Here is an 18673-nt window from a genome sequence, read left to right on the forward strand (position 1 = left end):
ACCGATCCAGCCCCAAGTGGCCATTCGCCGCCACATACCTACAACTCGGACGCAATTCAGCGGGACGACAAAGGGGTGGGCAACGTGGGTGGATCGAGTAGCAAGGCAAGTTTCGGCAGATGGGGTGCGGGGCTCGCCGCCCTCATCGTCGGGGCGCTCGTCGCAGGGCTCGTTGTCGTGTCACCAGGCAGCGCCGCAATCGCTGCCGAATCCTGTGTCCCCTTGGCGATGATCGCCTTCCGCGGCACCGGCGAAGGCCAGGTTCAGTTCGACACCGAGTGGGATGGCCAGGCCTACAGCTACGTCCCGTTCAAGCACATCAAGAACGCAAGAAATGACCTCAACGGACAACGTCGCGCCACTGGCTGGGAAGGCATAAGGCTTCACGAACTGCTCCGCGGATTCGAAGCTATTGAGCCCGTCCTGGCGGAATCCATTCCACTCATCGAGATGGGCAATGTCAATGACCCGAGGACCCTGACGGAAAACGGGTATCCCGCCGACGTTAGCTACGACTTCTGGTCCGCAGGCGAAGGAGTCAAAGAGGGCCGAGCCAGAATTGAAGCCTTCCAAGCTCAACAACCCGCGCCGTGCGCTCCAACCAAGTTCATCGCCATCGGATACTCCCAGGGAGCGATGGCAGCGCGCGCCCTCATCCAGCAGAAGCCGACATGGTTCGCTGGGAGCGTTCTCGTTGCAGACCCATACCAGAAACCGAACGCCGAAGGTGTGTCGGGCGAAGGAGCTTGGGGCAACGGAATCGCTCGGACAGGATTGATGATCGCGCTTACTCGCCTAGCCTCCGCCAAGCCAAGCGCCACGGCCCTCTCTCGCTTGGACAGTTACTACGACACCTCAGCAACGAAAACCTCGTACTGCCACAAGATCGACCTGGTCTGCACCAGTGTGCCTTGGGGTGGCGCAGACCACCTGACCTACTTTCACGATCGGGATGAGCGGACCGCTCAGGCCGCTGAGCTCGCCACGCTAGTCAAGAGGTTTACATCCACGCCACCAGTACCCGAAGCAGTCTTCCCGAACCGGAAGCTCGACGTGATGGTCTTCTTTGACACGACGAAGCCCTCGGACCTACCCAAGATCGCGGCCATGCTCGAAGCAAACCGCAAGAAGTTCACCACAGGACGCGACATTCGGGTCGGCGTCGTGGAGATGGGTACGGGATGGCCGTGGCTGGCGCCCACGACCGACTTCGACGCGGTCCTCAACTTCATCAAGACCTACAAAGCGCCGACATCAACACAAGGAGACTGGCTCGACATGATCGAACACCAGGTGTTCGGTAAATGGGCCTATGACACCCAGCTCTTCAGGGCAGACGCTGACAGGGCGATCCTCGCGATTGGCGACCGCGGCGACCAGGCGGTCAGGTCGGAAAACTCTCTTTACTCCTGGACGCTCGAAACCTTCGTCGCAGACATTGTGGGCAGGTCGAAGGGGACCGGCAGATCGGTTGGCGGAAGTGGTGGGCGTCGCATTGCTGCACCAGTAACCAGGTTCTATGGCGAACCGGACGTTGGCAAGAAGACTGGAGGATCCTCAGCCACGCTTGAGCCCGGAGACACAGCGGGGCTGACCTCGATCATTGACCGCGTAGTATCGCCGCCAGTGGCCGCCATCACAGTCCCTGCGCTCGCACTTTTCGGCGGCAAGGGCGGCGGAACCGGGAGCGCTGCGGGCGCCCCATCCGTTGCCGCTGCGGTGCCGGTTTCCTCTGAAGGTTCTACTGGATCCAGCACCCTGACCACGGAGTACTCAGTTGACGGCGCACCGTTCTCAAAGCCAGTACTCAGCGCCGTTGCGACTTTGAACATCATCCAACCGGGAGAGCACGAAGTAACGACCCGTGTGACAGATGCGAGCGGCGACAGCTCCACCACAACTGAGACCGTCCTTGTTCTGGATCAAGAATCCCTGCGTGAGGCAGAGGAGTCGGTCGCCCGGTCTCTCGCTGCGTCAGTTTCTTGGAGTGGGACCGGCGCGACGGTTCAGGGAGGAACTATCAGCGCCATCCCCGGAACAAACAGATTGATCTCGGCACGCATCATCAAGGGGGCCGAGAGTGCCGACCTCAGTAGCGCCGCGGCAAGCGTGATCGACTTGGGGTACTCCAAGCCGGCCGGGACGGACGGAGTGGCGTCGATAGCGTTCAGCCTCCCAACAGGAATCCCTCGTGGGGAGTACACCATCCAAGTTGCTGACATGAATGGCAGGTTCGCACTCCTACCATTCTCCGCCCCGGTCCAGCTGTTCACGGGCTCAGCCCTGCCTGCGGTCTCAGGTAGTCACGTGGTCGGGGCGACACTGACAGCGGCGCCCGGCCTCGGCTGGGCACCCACTGCGACGTCGTTCACCTATCAGTGGCTGCGCGACGGCGTTGCAATTGCGGGCGCAACGAAGAGTTCCTACCTCCAGACAGCTGCCGATGCGGGGAAGGCTTTGTCGGTATCGGTGACGGCGATCAAGGCCGGCTATGTCAGTCGGTCCTTCAACTCGATACCCACGGTCACGGCAAATGGCACCTTCACCGGATCAGCGACTCCAACCGTCACGGGCACTCACTCAGTCGGGAAGCTCCTAACTGCCGCGCCAGCGGTCGGCTGGGCACCCACTCCGACGTCGTACACGTATCAATGGCTCCGCGCCGGGTCCGCAATCACTGGGGCGACAGCCCAGACCTACACGCAGTCGATCGCCGATCTTGGCTCAGCGATCTCCGTTCGCATGACAGCACTGAAGGCCGGGTACACGAGCAAGTCGTCGATCTCCACTGCTGTCATCACTGCAAAGGGGATCTTCGCTGGCTCGGCGTTGCCCACTGTCACCGGGACGCACACTGTCGGAAATACCCTGACCGCTGCGCTCGGGGCTGGCTGGTCGCCTACCGCGACGTCGTACACGTATCAGTGGCTCCGTGCTGGGGTCGCGATCTCTGGCGCCACGAGCAACACCTACAAGCAAGCCGTGGCCGACGCGGGAAAGACGATTGCGGTCACAATTACGGCCGTCAAGTCTGGGTACGCGAGCAGGGCACTAACCTCCGCAGCAGCGACGACTGGATATGGATCTTTCGCCGGGGCTACCGTCCCCACTGTGATCGGCACGCATGCCGTCGGAAAGACGCTGACTGCTGTACCTGCTTCCGGGTGGTCGCCAGCTGCGACGTCGTACACGTATCAGTGGCTCCGCGCTGGAACTCCGATTGCGGGTGCGACAGCCTTGACCTACACCCAGACAGCTACCGACGCCGGCAAGGCTCTTTCGGTGCGTGCGGTGGCGGTTAGGGCCGGTTACACGAGCAAGTCGTCAACCTCGACCGCCACTATCACTGCCAAGGGCACATTCGCCGGAACCGCACTGCCTGCCGTGAAGGGAACCAGGAAGGTCGGTTCGACTCTGACCGCAGCACCTGGGTCTGGCTGGTCGCCCGCAGCAACGTCGTACTCGTACCAGTGGCTCCGTGCGGGGGTTGCAATCCCTCGGGCGACATCTTCCTCGTACAAGCAGGTGTCCGCAGACCTCGGGAGGGTCATCACGGTGAAGGTCACCACGGATAAGGCCGGATACACGAGCAAGTCCCGGACTTCGGCGAGGGCCGCAACGACAACGAGGTGACCGCGCTCCGCCACATGCCTCCCTGGCACCTGCACCCCAAGGAGTAACTCATCGTGGACCGCCTAGCCACCCTTCGACAGGCCGCCAGCATCGGCGGCGTCAACCTGCACCTGCCCCATGAAGCGCTCGTCGGTCCGACCGGTCGTGGTGTCGCCACCGGCTGGGTGGAAGCCCAACCGTGGGTGGGCACAGAGCCTGGTCGGCACCTGGTCGACGCGCTCGATGTGATCGCCGGCGACCTGTTCGACGCCAGCATCAACACCGCGGTCATCCCCGAGGAGGACCGTCTCCATTTCCTTGTCCCGTTCTCCCCTGGCGGCACCATCCACGTCCATGTCGCCGGGACAGTCGACAGTAACGACACCCCCGGCCTCCTCGCCCGTGTCGAGGTGGAGCAGCCTGCTGTTCCGAACGGCCGGGAAGCGCATCTGGCCGATGAAGCTCACACCCGCACTCTGCGGCACATCTTCCAGCTTTGGGGTTCCGCCGTCGCCGCCTGACAGCCGAGCGTGTCACTCGCGCATAGAACCGTATGACTGAGAGCCCCACGCGCCCCGATGACCCGTCCGAACTCCCGGACCCGATCGAGGTCCCCGAGACGTCGTACGGTTACGCCGACGACGACACCGACTGGCCAGACGACCCCTACCGGAACGAAGCGCCAGCGGACAGGAAGCGCCGCCTCCGCACGAACCTGATCGTCGCCACGGCCGTTGTGGTCGCCGCGATCTTCGGCATCTCCGTCCTGATCTTCTCCCAGCTCTCCGATGCGGAGGTCGCTGACACGAAGGCTGCTGCGGCTGGGTACCGGTCTGCTGTGACTGTGTTCTTCGCGGATCAGATGGATGCGCAGAAGTCGGTGAACGAAGCGGAGGCTGCTGTAGCTGAAGCCCAGGAGGTGTTGGACGGTTCGGCTGGGAAGACGTTCGACAACATCGCCCGCGAGCAGCTGGCGGATGCGATCAAGATCCGGTCGGCTGAGGTGAAGGAGGCCGCCGACGCCGTATCCGCTGCAGCGCTTCCGGATGTGAAGCCGAAGCATGTGGCATGGGACCACGGTGTCGAATACGTGAAAGCCGCGAAGAAGATCGCTGCGATCGAGCTGCCGACCGCCGCCGCCGCCGCCGCCGCCAAGACCGACATCCTCGCTGCTCCGGCCGCTGCGGTGGTCGCCGCTCAGGCCGCGTGGCGGAAGGAGCAGGACCGCCTGAACACGATCGCCCACACGGAGTGGGTGCGCACTGCGGGGTTCCAGTCGGAGATTGACGCGTGTGACGGGTCGGTGGACATCTCTGACAACTACTGGGGGAAGCGGACGGTTGCTGAGCACTGGTCGTGCGGCGGCCGTGATTTCCCGACGGCTGCCGGGGCGATCGTGGAGTTCTCCGGGGTGGTGTCCGGGAAGTTCGAGGTCATCGGTGTTGTGGCCAGGTTGAACGTGAACACGGACGGTGTCGCGGATGTCCCGTCGGGCTTCGATCTTCTGTACCAGACGTGCTGGGCGGGTGACTCGTCGGACATGACGTTTGTCGGTCTCAGACGGGTTGCCTGATTTCCGCACATGTAGGTCGTGAAACTGCGAACCGAGCCCGGACGGTCCTCCCACCTCTCCCTTTTTGCCTTAGATCGGATCCACCTTGACTGCTGACACCCGCACTGACGACGACCGTAAGAAGCGTCGGTTCTTCATCTTCCCGTTCCTGCCGTGGTTCGGCGGGTTCGCTTTGACGACCGCCCTGTTCTTGGGCATGGCCGGCGCTGTGCTGCTGTGGCAGTTCAACGATGTGAAGCTCGATGAGGCGCACGCGTCGATCAACCGGTACAAGGAGTCTGTCGCCCTGTTCGAGGTGAAGCACCGTGTCGCGTCGCAGAAGCTCGCTGATGTGCAGAACGCCCTCGGTGACGCCGGCCTGCTGCTGGAGGAGTCTGACGGGCAGGTCGGCGATTCCGGCGCCCGGCAGGTGCTCGCTGATGCGATCGCTGCTGTGGAGGCTGACATTGCCGGCCCGAAGGGTGGGATCGCTTCCACGAAGCTGCCGAAGGGGAGGCCCGGGTCGACTTGGTTCGACGGTGGCGCCCAGTTCCTCACGGCTGCTGACTCCATCGACGGTCTGGTGTTCCCGGAGTTCGATGAGCATGCTCTGATCGCGAAGCTTGCCGGACCTGCTCAGGCAACGGCGGATGCTGTCGCTGCGGCGGGTGGGACGGTCTCGAACGGGCAGGGTGGTTTCGGTCCCGGGACCGGGCCGATTGAAGGTTCCGGGTCGGCTGGCTCCGGTTCCGCGGGCGGCGACGACGGCGGCGTGGGTGACTCAGATGACCCCGGGTTCATCGAGTACGTGAACACCGCCGGGTGGCAGCCGGAGGTCGACGCGTGCAAAGGATCGGTCGACGTCACCGCCCACTACAAGGTGAAGACCGTCGCGGAGCACTGGTCGTGCGGCGGGAAGAACTTCCCCCAGGAGCGTGGCGCGAAGGTGACGTTCACCGGCGGCCTCACCGGCCAGTACCGAGTGCTGGGGATTGTCGCCCGCGCGAACGGGTGGACTGATGACGCCCGCAACCTCCCGAAACGCTACGACGTTCTGTACCAGACCTGCTGGGACGGAAAGACGACCGACATGACGTTCACCGCGTTGGAGCGGATCATCTGACATGGGCGCCCATAGTTACCAGGTGACCGCCCGGCCGGTCGCTGACCGGCTCGTCGACGCTGCCCTGGTGACTGCCCGCATCACGTCGATCGGCGCCGCACCGGTCGCAACGAAGCTGAAGCCTGTAGCCCGGAAGGTGAAACCCCATCTGGTGTCCGCCGCCCGGTGGACAACCGATTCCGCGTTCGCCCTCAAACTCCGATGGATCGTCCTGGTCACCGCGGTCGTCACCGCGGTCACCGGCTCACGCCTCTGGATGTTCGTCTCCGGCCGGCTCGCCGGTCATGTGTACCGGCAGTACCGGTACGGGGTGATGCTCGGGAAGGAGGTCGCCGGCGGCGGTCTGGCGAACCTGGCTGAGCACCGCGAAGCCATGGATCTCGGGTTCCCGTGGACTCACCGCCAGTATGCCTACCTGCTGCAGTCGAAAGCTCGTGACCGTTTCGTCCGCACCCGCCTCCATGACGAGCTCGCCGCATTGCCGCCGCAGCTCCGGCTCGCCCACAAGGAACAGCTGGTCGCCGAGGCGACCGAAAGGTTCTCAGCTCGCCGTTCCGAGTTCATCCACTTCTGACCCCCCACAAGCCACACACCTACGTGTCATGCCAGAAAGCACACTCACCCGGTACAAGAACGTCGGCCTCGTCGGCAACGGCGGATGGATCGCACCCAAGGAGCACCAAGGCGCTTCCGCGCAGGTGATCGACGGTATCGTCGCAGCTCCCGCCTACCCGTTCAACGTGTTGGAGTACGAGACGGTCGGCGACGCGATCGCCCGCACCGTCCGCACTTACACCGGCAAGGACGGTGTGAAGGAGACCGTGAACACGTTCTACTCGGACGCCGTCGACGGGTTGACCACCGACCAGATGGACGCGATCCTCCGCGGAGAGGTCGCCGACGTCCGCGAGGAGATGAAGGAGCGCCTGGCTAAGGCGCACCGCGCAGCCGCTGAGCAGGAGGCTGAAGACATCACCCGGAAGCTCGGAGCTGACTGGCGTTCGATGGACGACGACGACCGGAACGAGATCGTCGAAGCGGTCATGGAGGTCGACCGTCACGACGCCGTCGGCATCCTCACCCACATGACCGAGAAGCAGCTGTTCCGTCTCCCGCTGGGGAAGACGATCGTCGAGCAGGCTGCCGGCACCGGGATCACCGGCATCGAGTTCTTCGACGAGGCGAACGCTGACGCTCAGGCCGCCGCCCGCCGGCAGGTTCTGCTCGGGATCTTCGCTGAGCACGGCGCCGACCCGGAGCACCCGGAGACGGTGGAGGCTGCACGCCGACTCGTCGAGGACGGCCCGAAGGACTGGTCTGAGCTCACTGTCGACGTCGCCTGGAACGGCACCCTCCACGAAGCTCGCATCCCATCAGACGAGTTCGGCCGCACCAACCCTGACGGCCGTGAGTTCGAGTTCGTCGGCGTCACCGTCATCATCCACGACCCGTACGACGGGGAGACCGTCGACGCTGTCCTCCCGACATTGAAGGCACGAGCCACGGACCGGAACCCGGTGACGGTCGACACTCCCGACAAGCCGGGCTCCTGGTCTGCACAGTCGGGCCGGCAGCACCGCGGCCTGACCCCGGATGAGTTCCGAGCGTCCGCTCCCGGCGGCACGTACTGATGAAGAACGCATTCCTGCAGGGAGCCGACGGGAAGATGGTCGGCTCTCTGCCTCAACCGAAGTCCGCACCCGAGGTGACGCTGTCCACCGTGTACGGCGAGCAGCAGGTCACACCCGGTCGGCTGGATGCCGGCGCCCGCGAAGCGTTCCTGAACGGGCAGTGCGTCGCGTTCGCCGCGGCCGCCGCCCGCCGGTTCAACGTGGACGAGATCGTCCTGTGCGTCGACACAGAGGATGAGTTCATCATCCACGCGCTCGTCGAAGTCGGCGGGGAACTGTTCGATGTCGACGGTGCCACCGATCAGGAATCGTTCGCTGAGGTGCACGGCCTCGACGAGGACGACTTCCGCTGGGAGCCTTGGACTGTCGCTGACCTAGACCGGTTGGCGGAGTCCGAGCTCGGGTTCACCCTGCCGGAGCAGGACGTTCAGACCGCCTCGACGATGATCGACCAGTGGCTCGAGGACGGCTTCGGACCGGAAGGGTTCCGGGAGATCTGATGAGCGTCTACCTGCAGAACGCTGACGGGAAGCTGGCCGGCTCACTCCCGCAGCAGAAGTCGGCGGCTGAGGCGGAACTCGTCTCAGCGGACACCGTGACTGTGGAGATCGCTGGCGGCTCCACCTACGAACTCACCCCCGGGGTGCTGAACTTCGATGCCGAATGGGCGTTCCAATCAGGGCAGTGCATCGCTTTCGCCTCAGCCTTGTCGAAGCGGATCGGCAGCGACGACATCCTCGTGTACCTCCGCGAGGACCGTTCAGTCATCCACGCCCTCGCGTACATGCCCATCGATGGCGGCGAAGGCGTCGCCTACGACATCGACGGGATGATGGACCTCGACTGGTACGAACGCGAGCTGAACGACAAGTACGGCGCGTACGGATGGTCGTTCGAGAGCTTCACCCCGGAGACCATCGACCTAGATTCCGACACCGGGATCGGCGCTGGTCTGCCGACCCAGAACTTCGAGATCGCAGAGTCGATGATGGACGCTTACGCGGACCTGGGCCGCTGCGATGCGATCGGCGTCTGACTACCGCAGCTCACGCCGCCACCCTGAGTTGACGGCCGACGCCACCTGCTGGAGCGCTTCGGTGGCCGCTTCATCGACGGTGTTCATGTCCGCCGCGGAAGCTCGCAGGTCAGTGTCGAACTGACCGGTCTCCGCGGCGAACGACGATCCGACGCGGCCGAGCTCACCGGCGAGCCCGGCGATCGCACGGTCGAGACGGAGTGTGGCGGGGAGCATCGCCAGGTTGGCTGCGTCTGATGGGCTGCCGGCGGCGCTCAGCCCAGCGGCTGCGTCTGAGAGTTCATGTTCAACGGCTGACAGCCGATCTGCGTGCAGTGCGATCTGCGTCATGCTCAGTAGTCCTTGAACCGGCTCTGACCCTCGGCAAGCTGCACGCACGGTGAGTACGACGCGATCGTCAGAGTGAGTCCGTCGTCGGCGCCGGAGGAGATGATGAGCATCGCCCCGTCCTTGGTGCCGACCGACACACGGTCGTACTTGTCACTGGGGCGGTCCAGCTCCAGCCGGGCCGGGTCGGTGGCTTCCAGCTTCTTCTTGATGGACTGCACCAGTGCGTCACCGTCTTGCGCTGTTGTGAACGTCACCACGGTCTCACCGGGCCAGGTGACGCCGTCTTCGACTTCCTCGCAGTTGGACAACCGCATCTTGGTGCGCTGGTCAACGTTCGCAACGATCTCAGCGGGAATCATTGCGACGACATCGTCTTCGAGCTGGAGGGCGCGCGCTTTGGCTTCTTCGACGGTCATGGTCGTTCCGCTCGGTTCAGGGGCTGGCTGGTCGGCGCATCCGGCGAGGACACCGAGCAGGAGTGCCGCTGCGACGACGGCGACAGGGCGGATGTGTCTCATCCGAAGAGGTCCCGCTTCATAGTGTCGATCACCAGGCGATTCTCCCAGCTCTTGGACGCCACCAGGTCGTGGTTCTTCGCCGCGGCGTCCAGGTCGAGTACCGGTCCGTTCGGGGTTTCACCGATGACGATCGGTTTCGGTCCTTCGTAGTAGTCGTCGTACTCGAACCCGGACCCGTCTGAGCGTGGGGTGTTCCCGTCACCGACCAGGCCGGTGGCTTGCGCCATCTGGAGGACATCGTCGTAGGAGTAGTCGCTGTAGTCGGTGCTGGTGTCCGCCTGCCAATCACCGGGCATCCACGCGCCGGACAGGGAGACGACATCGTCGTAGTGGGCGCCGAGGGTTTCGGATCCGGTAATGTTGGTCAGCCCCCACGAGTGACCCATGCCGATGGTTCGGGCGTCGTCGATGTTCTGGTCTTGGTCGAGCCCGTTCTGCAGGGAGACGAGACGGTCGCTGGTGACTTCGTAGGAGTTCGAGTCGTTCGCTTCCAGGATCCGGCTGTAGTCGACACTGCCGTCGGCGCTTTCGCCGGGGTATAGCCCGTCTTTCACGACGAACGCGAGACGGGTCGGGTCGCCGCCGGTGAGTTCGGATGCGATCATCTGGGCGCCGCCGCTGTAGAACAGTGGGCTGCTGGCGAAGGTGCCGGGCGAGTAGGTGAGAACGTCGGTGACCTGTGGGCCCGGGGTGCCGATCATCTCGATGATTCGACTGCGAGCAGGGTCGTACAGGTACAGCTGGATGTCGCCGTCCGCGACCCCTTTCAAGTACTCGAGCTCAGCCTCCTCTGCTGTGCTGAGCCCTCGATTGGCTTCCCGTTCGGTGAGGTCGTCAGCGCGGTCGGCGGCCATCACCTGGTTGGCTGCCACGCGTGCGGTCGCGGGGATCCCGTCGAGGGAGCCGACCAGCCACGGTGCCTTCTTAGTCAGAAGCAACATGGTTGCTGCGGGCAGGCTCGCCCACCAGGCGGCTGCGGTTTCCGGGTCCATCGACCAGCGCAGTGCCAGGTCCCGAAGTTTGTCGTCGGACAGGTGCGCGAGCTGGTTGGAGGTGTAACCGCCAAGCTTCAACGGGCTGGTAGCTGCGCCGGCTGCGCTCTGCGCGTTGGTGGTGATCGCGGCGAGCTCGGCGGCGGCAGCTTCCACCTTCATCGCCAGCTGGTCGAAGTCATCCTCTATGCGCTGGAGAGCTTCGTCGGGGTAGCCGATGTAGGAGTGCGGGATCTTGTTGAAGGCTGAGGCCGCATCGGCACGGATGCTGTCGGCTTCCCGCAGGTACCCGCGGACCTTCTCGACGATTTGCTGCACGTCGTCGTATCGGCGGGCGCGGGACGCCGCTGAGCGCGTGATGGCGTCGCCGGTCAACCCTTCGATGCCGGGGTCAGCGGCTGCGGACCGGTACGCGTCAGCCGCCTCCTGGAGGGCACCGACCATCTTGTGCAACGGGCCGTCGCCGTCCGTGTACGGGCTGGCAGCGGCGATCGAGCGAAGCTCCCTGAGCGCGTCGGCCACGGTCCCCCCATCCGGTCGAAGAGTCAGCCTATTCGCTGACCCCGGAAACCCTCGAGTCCTCTCTTGAGCGGACACCCGGCCACACACCTATGACGGCATGTCAGAAACCAACGACTTCCGTCTGAAGAACACCGCCCAGATCACCCCGCCCGGCGTCTCGTCCGGCCAGTACGCCACCCAGAACCTCAGCGAGACGGAGGATGCCGCGAAGCCGCAGGTCTCCGCGCTGCAGCTCCGACTCGAAGCCCTCGACCGCCAGAAGGCGGAAGCTGACCGCGCCCGTGAGGAGGTCATCGTCCAGATCATCGCTGAGCGTCTCGCCGAGGACTTCCCGAACGTCGCCCAGGTTCAGGTCAACCTCGACGATGAGGGGTACGCCTGGTACACCGTCGCTGACATCGCCGGTGTCGAGCTGTACGACGGTATGGGCGACGACGACCTGGACTCCGAGGTGCGCCACCTCATCTACGAACTGGGCATGGAGTGGGACAACGCACGCGTCTACGACGTCCCGGCTTCCCCTGAGAAGTCGATCCTCGCTCAGATCGAGTCCGATGGCCGGATCGCCGACGAGGCGTTCCGGCGCATTCAGGGCGGCACCGCACGAGGCATCTCCCACGTGGTGAAGAACCAGTTCCCGACCGCAGAGCGGGTACGTCTGGTGTGGCACTCCACGGACTCCTCCGCTGCAGTCGAGTCGATCCTCGACAAGGACGGCAACGTCCTAATCACCGGGATCGACCTGGAAGACGGTGAGACCGAGCTCCCTCAGGTGGACGGAATCGACTTCTACACCCACCTCGAGGACTTCTACCTGATCCAGCTGCCCTCATCCGACGAGGCCCGCTCGATCCTCCGTAGGGACCAGTTCGGCGACAACACCGACATCGTCATCTCCGAATGGGTGTGACCCACACCTCCTGACCAACAAGAAAGCGGCGGCCCCACTGGGACCGCCGCTTCCTCTTTGCCGTGTTCGGGTCACGGTCCCGTGTTCGGGTCACGGAGCTGCGCGGTTGGCGATGTCGTGCATCGTGTTCGCGATCCCTCGGGCAGCTTCTAGGTCGGCGCGGAGGGTGTCGTACTGCTCGTCAGATACGTCGCTGCTGATCGTGGTGGTGGCGGCGTCGAGCGCCACGATCTGCGGATCCCATTCAGCTTTCACAGCCGCGGGGACGTCGAGGCTTTGCAGCTGGGCGACATTGAACGCCAACTCCACCTCGTTCGTCAGAAGCCGGAAGAACCCGTTCTCGTCCAGGGTGGTGACCATGTCGTCGAGGTCCTTGGTGTAGTCGTCCAGGTGCCCGTTCGCGGTGGTCTTGAAGAAGGTGGCATCCGGGACCGGCGCTTCGCTAGGCTCCTCGACGACCGGCTCCTCTGACGGTTCCGGCGCGACCTCCGCCGGGGTGGCTGAGGTGGTGGCCTGAGCTACAGGCTCCCGCCTGTCCTGCCTGTCGCTCGCCCCACGGATCAGCGCGGACACCATGCCGATGACCACGATCGCTACGACCACGACGATGATCCACGTGATCGTCTTCCGGGACATCGCAGGCTTCACCTGGCCGGCCACGTTCGTGGACTGGTACACCGACGGGTCGTACCCGACAGCCTGCTGCGGGGATTGGACGACGGGGGCGGCCGGAGCGGCCGGGATCACCTGTGTGGCGGCCGGCGGCGCCGGTGCCGTCTTCGGTGCCGTGTGCGTCGTCCAAGCTGCACCATCCCAGTAACGCTGGATCGTCTGATCGCTGGGGTCGTCGTACCAGCCGGCGGGTGGGGTGGGTTGACTCACAGATCTCCTCAGGTGGGCGGCGCAGGGTGCCCGGTGAGTGTATCGACGGCCCACCGACACTGGCACCACCCCGTTGTGGGCGGCGGCAGCCACACACCTACGGTGCATGTCCTCTTTCAAGCACTCACAGGCGACAGTCCTGAACCGTGAAACCGCACGCCAGCGCGAAGGCGCTGTCGCCGCCGGCGGGAAGAAGGTCGGCGGCCAGTTCGGCGCCCAGATCTTCATCGGCGGCGTCCCCGTCCAGATCTCCGGCAACCCGGAACGCGTCGCCGCGTACCAGGAAGCGCTGCAGCAAGCCCGCTACTACGACCTCGCCGGCGAGATCCTCGGCGTCGACGACGTCGCCACCCGCCTGAAGACGAAGGAGAGCCTCGCCACCGCGAACGCCCTCATCTCCGACGAGATCAAGAACTCCGCCAACCAGAACGACTACATCGCCGTCCTCGCCGACCAAGCCGGCTACGACCCCACCGACCCGAACACCAACACCGACGACTTCCCCGTCATGTCCGGCGTCTCCCGCTTCTACGACGCCGAGCAGTACGCCACCGTCGACCAGGCGTTCTCCGACTCCGGCCTCACCCCGGACAAGAACCTTGAAGCGTTCGACAAGGTGTTCACCGAGATGACCGACAACATCTACATGCGCGACTTCGCGCTGGGCACCGACGAGGAGACGTTCTCCAACTCCGTCCTCATCATCGAGGAAGCCGAAGGCGCGATGGCCGGCATCGACGAGGACAACCCCGCATACGCCGCCGTGATGAAGGACGGTGAGAAGCTCGCCGAGCTGCAGAACGCGTTGGCCGTCGCCGGCCTATACGGAGCGATCCGCGAGAAGTGGGAGGCGTACTCCCCGAAGCCGATCCCGAAGGAAGGACCGAACGGTGTGAAGCAGCTGTTCAGGAACGCGGACTCCATCAAGGTGGAGAACCACACCAGGTGGAACAGCGAAGGCCAGATGACCGGCACCGGCTGGTCCACTGACCGCCGGCCCGTCGGGGAGACGAAGGCGGACGGCAGCGTCAACGCCGGCGACTCGTGGACGCCCGGGATCGACGGAGCACACATCAAGACCCGCCAGGACCTGAACGGTGACATCCTCGTCACCACTTACCACGACAATGGGCGGCCCGCGTCGGAGCTCCGCTACAAGGTGGAGAACTTCCCCCGGTTCCAGGACACGAAGGACCCGGGGGCCCGCCGCTACGCGCTGGAGAACCCGAAGCTGAACGCCGACTTCCTCAACGAAGCCGCTCGCACCATCATCGAAGGCCGAGCCGACGGGCTGGAGCGGAAGGACGGGATCGCGTTGGAGAACATCGTGAAGCACCCGAACGTCTCCCCCAGACTCCTGAACAACCTCGCGGAGATCTCCGACGACGGCCTGATCTTCCGGATTATGGAGTCGAAGAACATCACCCCCGAGGTGGTCGGCAACATCGTCCAGATGTTCGGTGAGGACAGCGAGGACCGGTTCATCCGGGCGCAGCGAGCTGTCGCCGAGTTCCGATACCCGCAACCGAACCGGTCCCCTGAACAGCGGGAAGAGGACCTGACGAACGCCCGAGCCGCTGTGAGGTACGCCCAGAACGTCGACGCGGTCATGGCCAAGGGCCTGTCGTACATGTCGACCAACAAGGTGGACTCGATCGCCGGCCTCAGCTACAACACCCTGGACGCCGCCGTCGAAGGGTTCATGGGCGGTGTGGAGAAGCTCCGCGACGAGCTCCGCGAAGGCGAGACGCTCTGGGGCGCCGCGGCTTAGCCGGTGAGTAGATGAGACGGGCGGGGTTCTTCGGAGCCTCGCCCGTTCGTCATCCAACCGCCTGCACCCCGTACTTCGATGCGAGCGCCGGGTCGACGAGCCGGACGGTGCAGCCGGAGTAGGAGCCGGTGAGCGCTGCCTTCTTCACAGCAGTGGATTCGGTGACCATCAGCTTGTCGCCGGGTGACTGGATCTTCGTGATGGCGTACCCGCTGACCAGGTTGCTGGTGAACACGATGTTCTTCGTCTTCGCGGCGTCGTACGTCTTCATCGCAGCGTCGTACTTGGTGCCGTTCCGCTGGGCGAGGATCGCGTTGCCGTACGAGTTGATGTTCTGGGAGGCGAGGCCGGAGACGATGCCGGTGCCGGCGTACGCCATCGTGTTGTACCGGATGATGACGTCGTTGGCTGAGCCGGTGACGTTGGATCCGCTGACCTTGATGTTCGCGCCTTCCGGAGCTCCAGCGAGGAGGTTCCGTTCGACGATCCCGCCTTTGGAGTACAGGGTCGGTTGAAGGTAGATGTCGTGGTACTGCCCGTGGATGCCTTTCCCGAGGTTCTCCCGGATGCAGTTGTTCGCGACGGTGTACGACTGCGGTGCGGCTTTCGTCCGTTCGGCTGTGGTGCCCTTGACGACCTGGGTGGCGTCTTCGCGGATCATCAGGTTCGCGTACCCGCGGCCGCCGGCGATCTCGTTGCGGGTGAACTTCCAGCCGCGGCCGCCGAACATGGCGACCACCTGCTCGCCTTTGGTGTGGACGGCGTCGTACTTGAAGTGGATGCCGGTGATCGTCCAGTAGTCCCCGGACTTCAGGTAGAACTGCCCGGCGAGTGTCACCGTCTCCTTCGGTGCTGCCTGAAGGACGATCGGCTTCGACGCGGTGCCGGGGCGGGCTCCGTACCCGACAGCTTCCTTGTAGGTGCCGGCACGAACAACGATGACGTCACCGGGCTTCGCCACCTGAACACCGTAGGAGATGGTGGCGAGCGGATGGGACGCGTCCGGCGCCTGGCATCGTTCCGGCCTCGTAGCCTCCCATCCGATGTTGATGCAGGAGCGCCGGTCGGTGTTGAACGCCTTGTCGGTGCCGGTCTTCGCAACGTAGATGTACCTGCCGCCGGGAGCAGGTTTCGCCAACGAGGTGGTGCCGACGGAAGTGACCGGCCCGAGCTTCGGGGTAGTCGCCGCTGTCGCCGGTGCTGCGCACCCGAAGGTGACGGTCAGCGCGAGGAGCGCCGCCGCAGCGAGGGTCCGCGCTCGTTTAGACATGGCCGATGCCGAAGTTGTACGGGGCGAAGATCACAGAGCCTTCATGCTGGTATCTGTTCTGCCCGGTGACGGAGTTCGAGTTCGAGTACTTCTCCATGTACTTCGGTCCGATCGGCGGTCCGTGCTCCGCCTGCACCTGGTTGAAGTCGGAGTCCGGGTTGTACGGCTCGTCCATGTACCTGGCCAGCCAGCCGAGGTCGTCGCCGGGCTGGAACCCTTGGATGGTGGAGACGCTGATGTCCCCGCCGATGACCGGTTCGAGGAACACGACAGCCAAGTTCATGTCCATGTTCTTCCCACCGGTCTCGTGGTCATCCATGACCTCGAAACCGGGCCATTTGTAGTGGGTGACCGGCCACCATTCCGACCCACCCGGTGTGTCCGAGATGGTCGGCTCAGAACCGATGACCCAGGTCATGTTCTGCACGAAAGTCTTGACGTCCAGGTCGTAGGACAGACCGACGATGATCTCGCCTGAGGCGTCCTTCATGTCGAGCTGCTCAGGGCGGACGGTGATCTGCGTGATGGTGTCCATCGGATCCACTGCAGGAACCGGATCAGGCGCGGGGACGGGAGCAGGTGTTGATGAAGGAGTCGGCTTCGGAGCCGGGACAGGTGACGGCTTCGCGGTGGCGATCTTCGTCGGAGCCGGCGCCGGTTCAGCTGTCGGTTTCGGAGGGGAGCTTGTTGCGGTGCAACCGGCCAAGGCGATCGCGGCGACAGCGGTCAGGGCAAAAACGGACAGTCTGTTCATCGGATCCTTCGTCGGACGGTGGTGTCTGACGGAGGGACATGTGGCGAACGGGTGTCAGCCGGTGCGGAACCTGCGGACCGTCGACGCCCGCCTGGCCTCAGCGGCGACACGCGGGTCCGGATCCTGCTCGAGGACCGCGAGGATCGGCTGGCGGTGCGGCCCGTGGACGTTCTGCGCCAACTGCACCCGGATGCGGGTGCGAGCGTCGGATGCGATCAAGTCGAGGAGCGCCTTGTCGGTGTTCGGGTCGCGCATCGCCCAGAACAGCTCATCGTCGGTGTGCAGCGCGTCAGCCATCCCAGGACCTCTCCGGTTCGCCGGGAAGGCATGTGGCGAGCATCCGTCTAGGGCCGGGTGGTCGCACCCATCACCGCTTCGATTGCTGCTCTGCCGGCTCGGATCTCGGCGATGTCATCGGCCATGGACGCCGACAGTTGGTCCATCCGCTCAGCGACTTCGACGAAACGTGTGTGCTCAGCAGCGCGAACCTCAGACCACGAGGGAACATCTTCCTCGACTCGGTCCTTGCGGTCGGAGCGGTTCGCTTCGTCGAGCTGTCGGTAGGACTCGTGCAGCCATGTGGGTGAGAACATCAGCGGACGAACGTGTACTTCATGCGGAACGTGGGCTCGAAGATGGCGCCCTTGGCGTTGCCGCTGACCGCCCGCCAGTAGATGTCGTTGCTTCCGGCGACGCTGTCGATGCGGGTGACCCTCACTTCGGTGCCGTTCAGGTTCCGCTTCCACACCTGGTCGAGCTCGACGGAGTCCGGCTGGGCCTCCGGTGCCGGGTCGGGTGCCGGGACGAACGGCTGGTAGGTGCCCGCGGCCACATCAGCCTTGTGCTGTCGGTGCCATGCGCGTCGCTGGTACGCGGACTGGTAGACGTCGGAGAGCTGCCCGCAGGCACATTTCGCACGACCGGTGCCAGACGTACCGCCGAACAGACCAGATGAGATGCGGTCGGCGTTCATATCGAAGGGTGCGCCTTCGTTGGCGAGTCCGTGACCGCGGACTTCGGTGTTCTTCGGCATAGGTGCCTCCTCTTCCACAACGTACATGCGCGGCATGCCGCGGTTCTTCTGAGAACAGATCGCGTCCGCACATGTTGGTTACGACCTCAACCAGCAGTCCAGGAGACATCGATGACGACCGCCGCGCCCACACGGACCCGCACGCTGCGGTCCGACCTTAGCCGTGCCGCACGGTCGTCGGTCGATGCTGCCGATGTAATCGTGGGTGCCGCTGTGCACGTGGGCGGAATCTCTGCTGCCAGGGTGCGTTCGCTCGCATCGGCTGCGCCGACGCTCGCTGAGCTCCGGGCTGCTGTCCGATCCGTCGACCGTGCGCGTCTGGTCGCCTTGCTGCCGACGGTGTCGTCGGGCCGACAGTCGGCCGCCGCGCGGCGGCACGCATTCCTTCTTCTGCTTGCCCCTTTGGATCATGCCCTGCTTCTGTTCCCGATTGCTGTGTCGATCGCGGCGACGTGGTGGTTCTGGTTCCTGGCGAACGGTGCGTTCGACGGTGCGTTGACCTTGACGTCGATCGAGGGGATCACGAGCTTGTGCGGGTGGTCGGCTGGGGCCGGCGCGGTGGGGCTTCTGGCGGGTGTGTTCCTGTTCGGTGAGAGCCGCAGGGCTGCAGTTTCGCGTTCAGACAAGTAGCAGAAAGCCTGATCGGTAAAGGTTTCTGTGGTGCGCAGGCATCAAAAGTGCCGCATGCCGCACATGGAAGTGGAGACAAAGAGCTCCAACCCGCAAGGAAACCCCCG

19 protein-coding genes are annotated in these 18673 nt (G+C 64.5%); 11 read left to right on the plus strand and 8 right to left on the minus strand.

Translation table 11 applies throughout. The features are described from left to right. Positions 1 to 75: 75 nt before the first annotated feature. From ASF30_RS11750 to ASF30_RS11785, 8 genes are all read left to right on the plus strand, one after another. Entirely contained in the window at positions 76 to 3633 is a 3558-nt protein-coding gene (locus tag ASF30_RS11750; protein ID WP_157497289.1) for a cutinase family protein, read from the plus strand. 53 nt (positions 3634 to 3686) lie between these two features. Further along, positions 3687 to 4133, plus strand: coding sequence for a hypothetical protein (locus ASF30_RS11755; protein WP_055906535.1), 447 nt, complete (start codon positions 3687 to 3689; stop codon positions 4131 to 4133). Between the two features lie 32 nt (positions 4134 to 4165). Next, positions 4166 to 5185: a hypothetical protein gene (locus tag ASF30_RS11760; protein WP_055906539.1), complete on the plus strand. Its 1020-nt coding sequence runs from the start codon at positions 4166 to 4168 to the stop codon at positions 5183 to 5185. A gap of 85 nt (positions 5186 to 5270) precedes the next feature. Continuing rightward, a complete protein-coding gene (locus tag ASF30_RS11765; protein ID WP_055906542.1) occupies positions 5271 to 6287 on the plus strand; it encodes a hypothetical protein in 1017 nt (338 codons plus the stop codon). 22 nt (positions 6288 to 6309) lie between these two features. After that, a complete protein-coding gene (locus ASF30_RS11770) occupies positions 6310 to 6861 on the plus strand; it encodes a hypothetical protein (RefSeq protein WP_055906546.1) in 552 nt (183 codons plus the stop codon). A 28-nt stretch (positions 6862 to 6889) separates the two neighbouring features. Beyond that, on the plus strand, positions 6890 to 7918 hold the full coding sequence (locus ASF30_RS11775; RefSeq protein WP_055906549.1) for a hypothetical protein: 1029 nt from the start codon (positions 6890 to 6892) through the stop codon (positions 7916 to 7918). Beyond that, positions 7918 to 8418: a hypothetical protein gene (locus tag ASF30_RS11780; RefSeq protein ID WP_055906552.1), complete on the plus strand. Its 501-nt coding sequence runs from the start codon at positions 7918 to 7920 to the stop codon at positions 8416 to 8418. The genes ASF30_RS11775 and ASF30_RS11780 overlap by 1 nt, the downstream gene beginning before the upstream one ends. Further along, complete coding sequence (locus tag ASF30_RS11785; protein ID WP_055906555.1) at positions 8418 to 8954, plus strand: hypothetical protein; 537 nt, start codon at positions 8418 to 8420, stop codon at positions 8952 to 8954. The genes ASF30_RS11780 and ASF30_RS11785 overlap by 1 nt, the downstream gene beginning before the upstream one ends. Here ASF30_RS11785 and ASF30_RS11790 read toward each other — a convergent pair whose 3' ends face one another. Genes ASF30_RS11790 through ASF30_RS11800 form a run of 3 tightly spaced genes read right to left on the minus strand, consistent with a single transcriptional unit; the run spans position 8955 to position 11316 of the window. After that, on the minus strand, positions 8955 to 9284 hold the full coding sequence (locus tag ASF30_RS11790; RefSeq protein WP_055906559.1) for a hypothetical protein: 330 nt from the start codon (positions 9282 to 9284) through the stop codon (positions 8955 to 8957). Positions 9285 to 9286: 2 nt separating this feature from the next. Continuing rightward, positions 9287 to 9802, minus strand: a complete 516-nt coding sequence (locus tag ASF30_RS11795; protein WP_055906562.1) for a hypothetical protein — start codon at positions 9800 to 9802, stop codon at positions 9287 to 9289. Next, on the minus strand, positions 9799 to 11316 hold the full coding sequence (locus tag ASF30_RS11800; RefSeq protein ID WP_055906564.1) for a hypothetical protein: 1518 nt from the start codon (positions 11314 to 11316) through the stop codon (positions 9799 to 9801). The genes ASF30_RS11795 and ASF30_RS11800 overlap by 4 nt, the downstream gene beginning before the upstream one ends. A gap of 97 nt (positions 11317 to 11413) precedes the next feature. On the opposite strand from ASF30_RS11800, the gene ASF30_RS11805 reads away from it, so the two are divergent. Further along, on the plus strand, positions 11414 to 12226 hold the full coding sequence (locus tag ASF30_RS11805; protein ID WP_055906567.1) for a hypothetical protein: 813 nt from the start codon (positions 11414 to 11416) through the stop codon (positions 12224 to 12226). A gap of 90 nt (positions 12227 to 12316) precedes the next feature. Here ASF30_RS11805 and ASF30_RS11810 read toward each other — a convergent pair whose 3' ends face one another. Further along, the gene (locus ASF30_RS11810; protein WP_055906570.1) at positions 12317 to 13108 is read right to left on the minus strand and encodes a DUF2510 domain-containing protein; all 792 of its coding nucleotides are present in this window, start codon (positions 13106 to 13108) and stop codon (positions 12317 to 12319) included. A gap of 106 nt (positions 13109 to 13214) precedes the next feature. Between ASF30_RS11810 and ASF30_RS23015 the strand changes: the two genes are divergently transcribed. Then, positions 13215 to 14879, plus strand: a complete 1665-nt coding sequence (locus tag ASF30_RS23015) for a hypothetical protein (RefSeq protein ID WP_055906573.1) — start codon at positions 13215 to 13217, stop codon at positions 14877 to 14879. Positions 14880 to 14928: 49 nt separating this feature from the next. Here the strand turns inward: ASF30_RS23015 and ASF30_RS11820 are convergent, their stop codons facing one another. The 4 genes from ASF30_RS11820 to ASF30_RS11840 form a co-directional block, all read right to left on the minus strand. Continuing rightward, complete coding sequence (locus tag ASF30_RS11820) at positions 14929 to 16149, minus strand: chondroitinase-B domain-containing protein (RefSeq protein WP_157497293.1); 1221 nt, start codon at positions 16147 to 16149, stop codon at positions 14929 to 14931. Beyond that, complete coding sequence (locus tag ASF30_RS11825) at positions 16142 to 16684, minus strand: hypothetical protein (protein WP_055906579.1); 543 nt, start codon at positions 16682 to 16684, stop codon at positions 16142 to 16144. Before ASF30_RS11825 ends, ASF30_RS11820 begins: the two co-directional genes overlap by 8 nt. A gap of 273 nt (positions 16685 to 16957) precedes the next feature. Continuing rightward, positions 16958 to 17200 carry a hypothetical protein gene (locus ASF30_RS11830; protein ID WP_055906582.1) on the minus strand — a complete coding sequence of 81 codons (243 nt, stop codon included), beginning with the start codon at positions 17198 to 17200 and terminating at the stop codon, positions 16958 to 16960. Positions 17201 to 17495: 295 nt separating this feature from the next. After that, a complete protein-coding gene (locus ASF30_RS11840) occupies positions 17496 to 17936 on the minus strand; it encodes a hypothetical protein (protein WP_055906588.1) in 441 nt (146 codons plus the stop codon). 111 nt (positions 17937 to 18047) lie between these two features. Between ASF30_RS11840 and ASF30_RS11845 the strand changes: the two genes are divergently transcribed. Next, on the plus strand, positions 18048 to 18566 hold the full coding sequence (locus ASF30_RS11845; RefSeq protein WP_055906591.1) for a hypothetical protein: 519 nt from the start codon (positions 18048 to 18050) through the stop codon (positions 18564 to 18566). The last annotated feature ends 107 nt before the right edge of the window (positions 18567 to 18673 follow it).

The sequence above is a fragment of the Leifsonia sp. Leaf264 genome (assembly GCF_001422325.1).
Taxonomy (GTDB): domain Bacteria; phylum Actinomycetota; class Actinomycetes; order Actinomycetales; family Microbacteriaceae; genus Orlajensenia.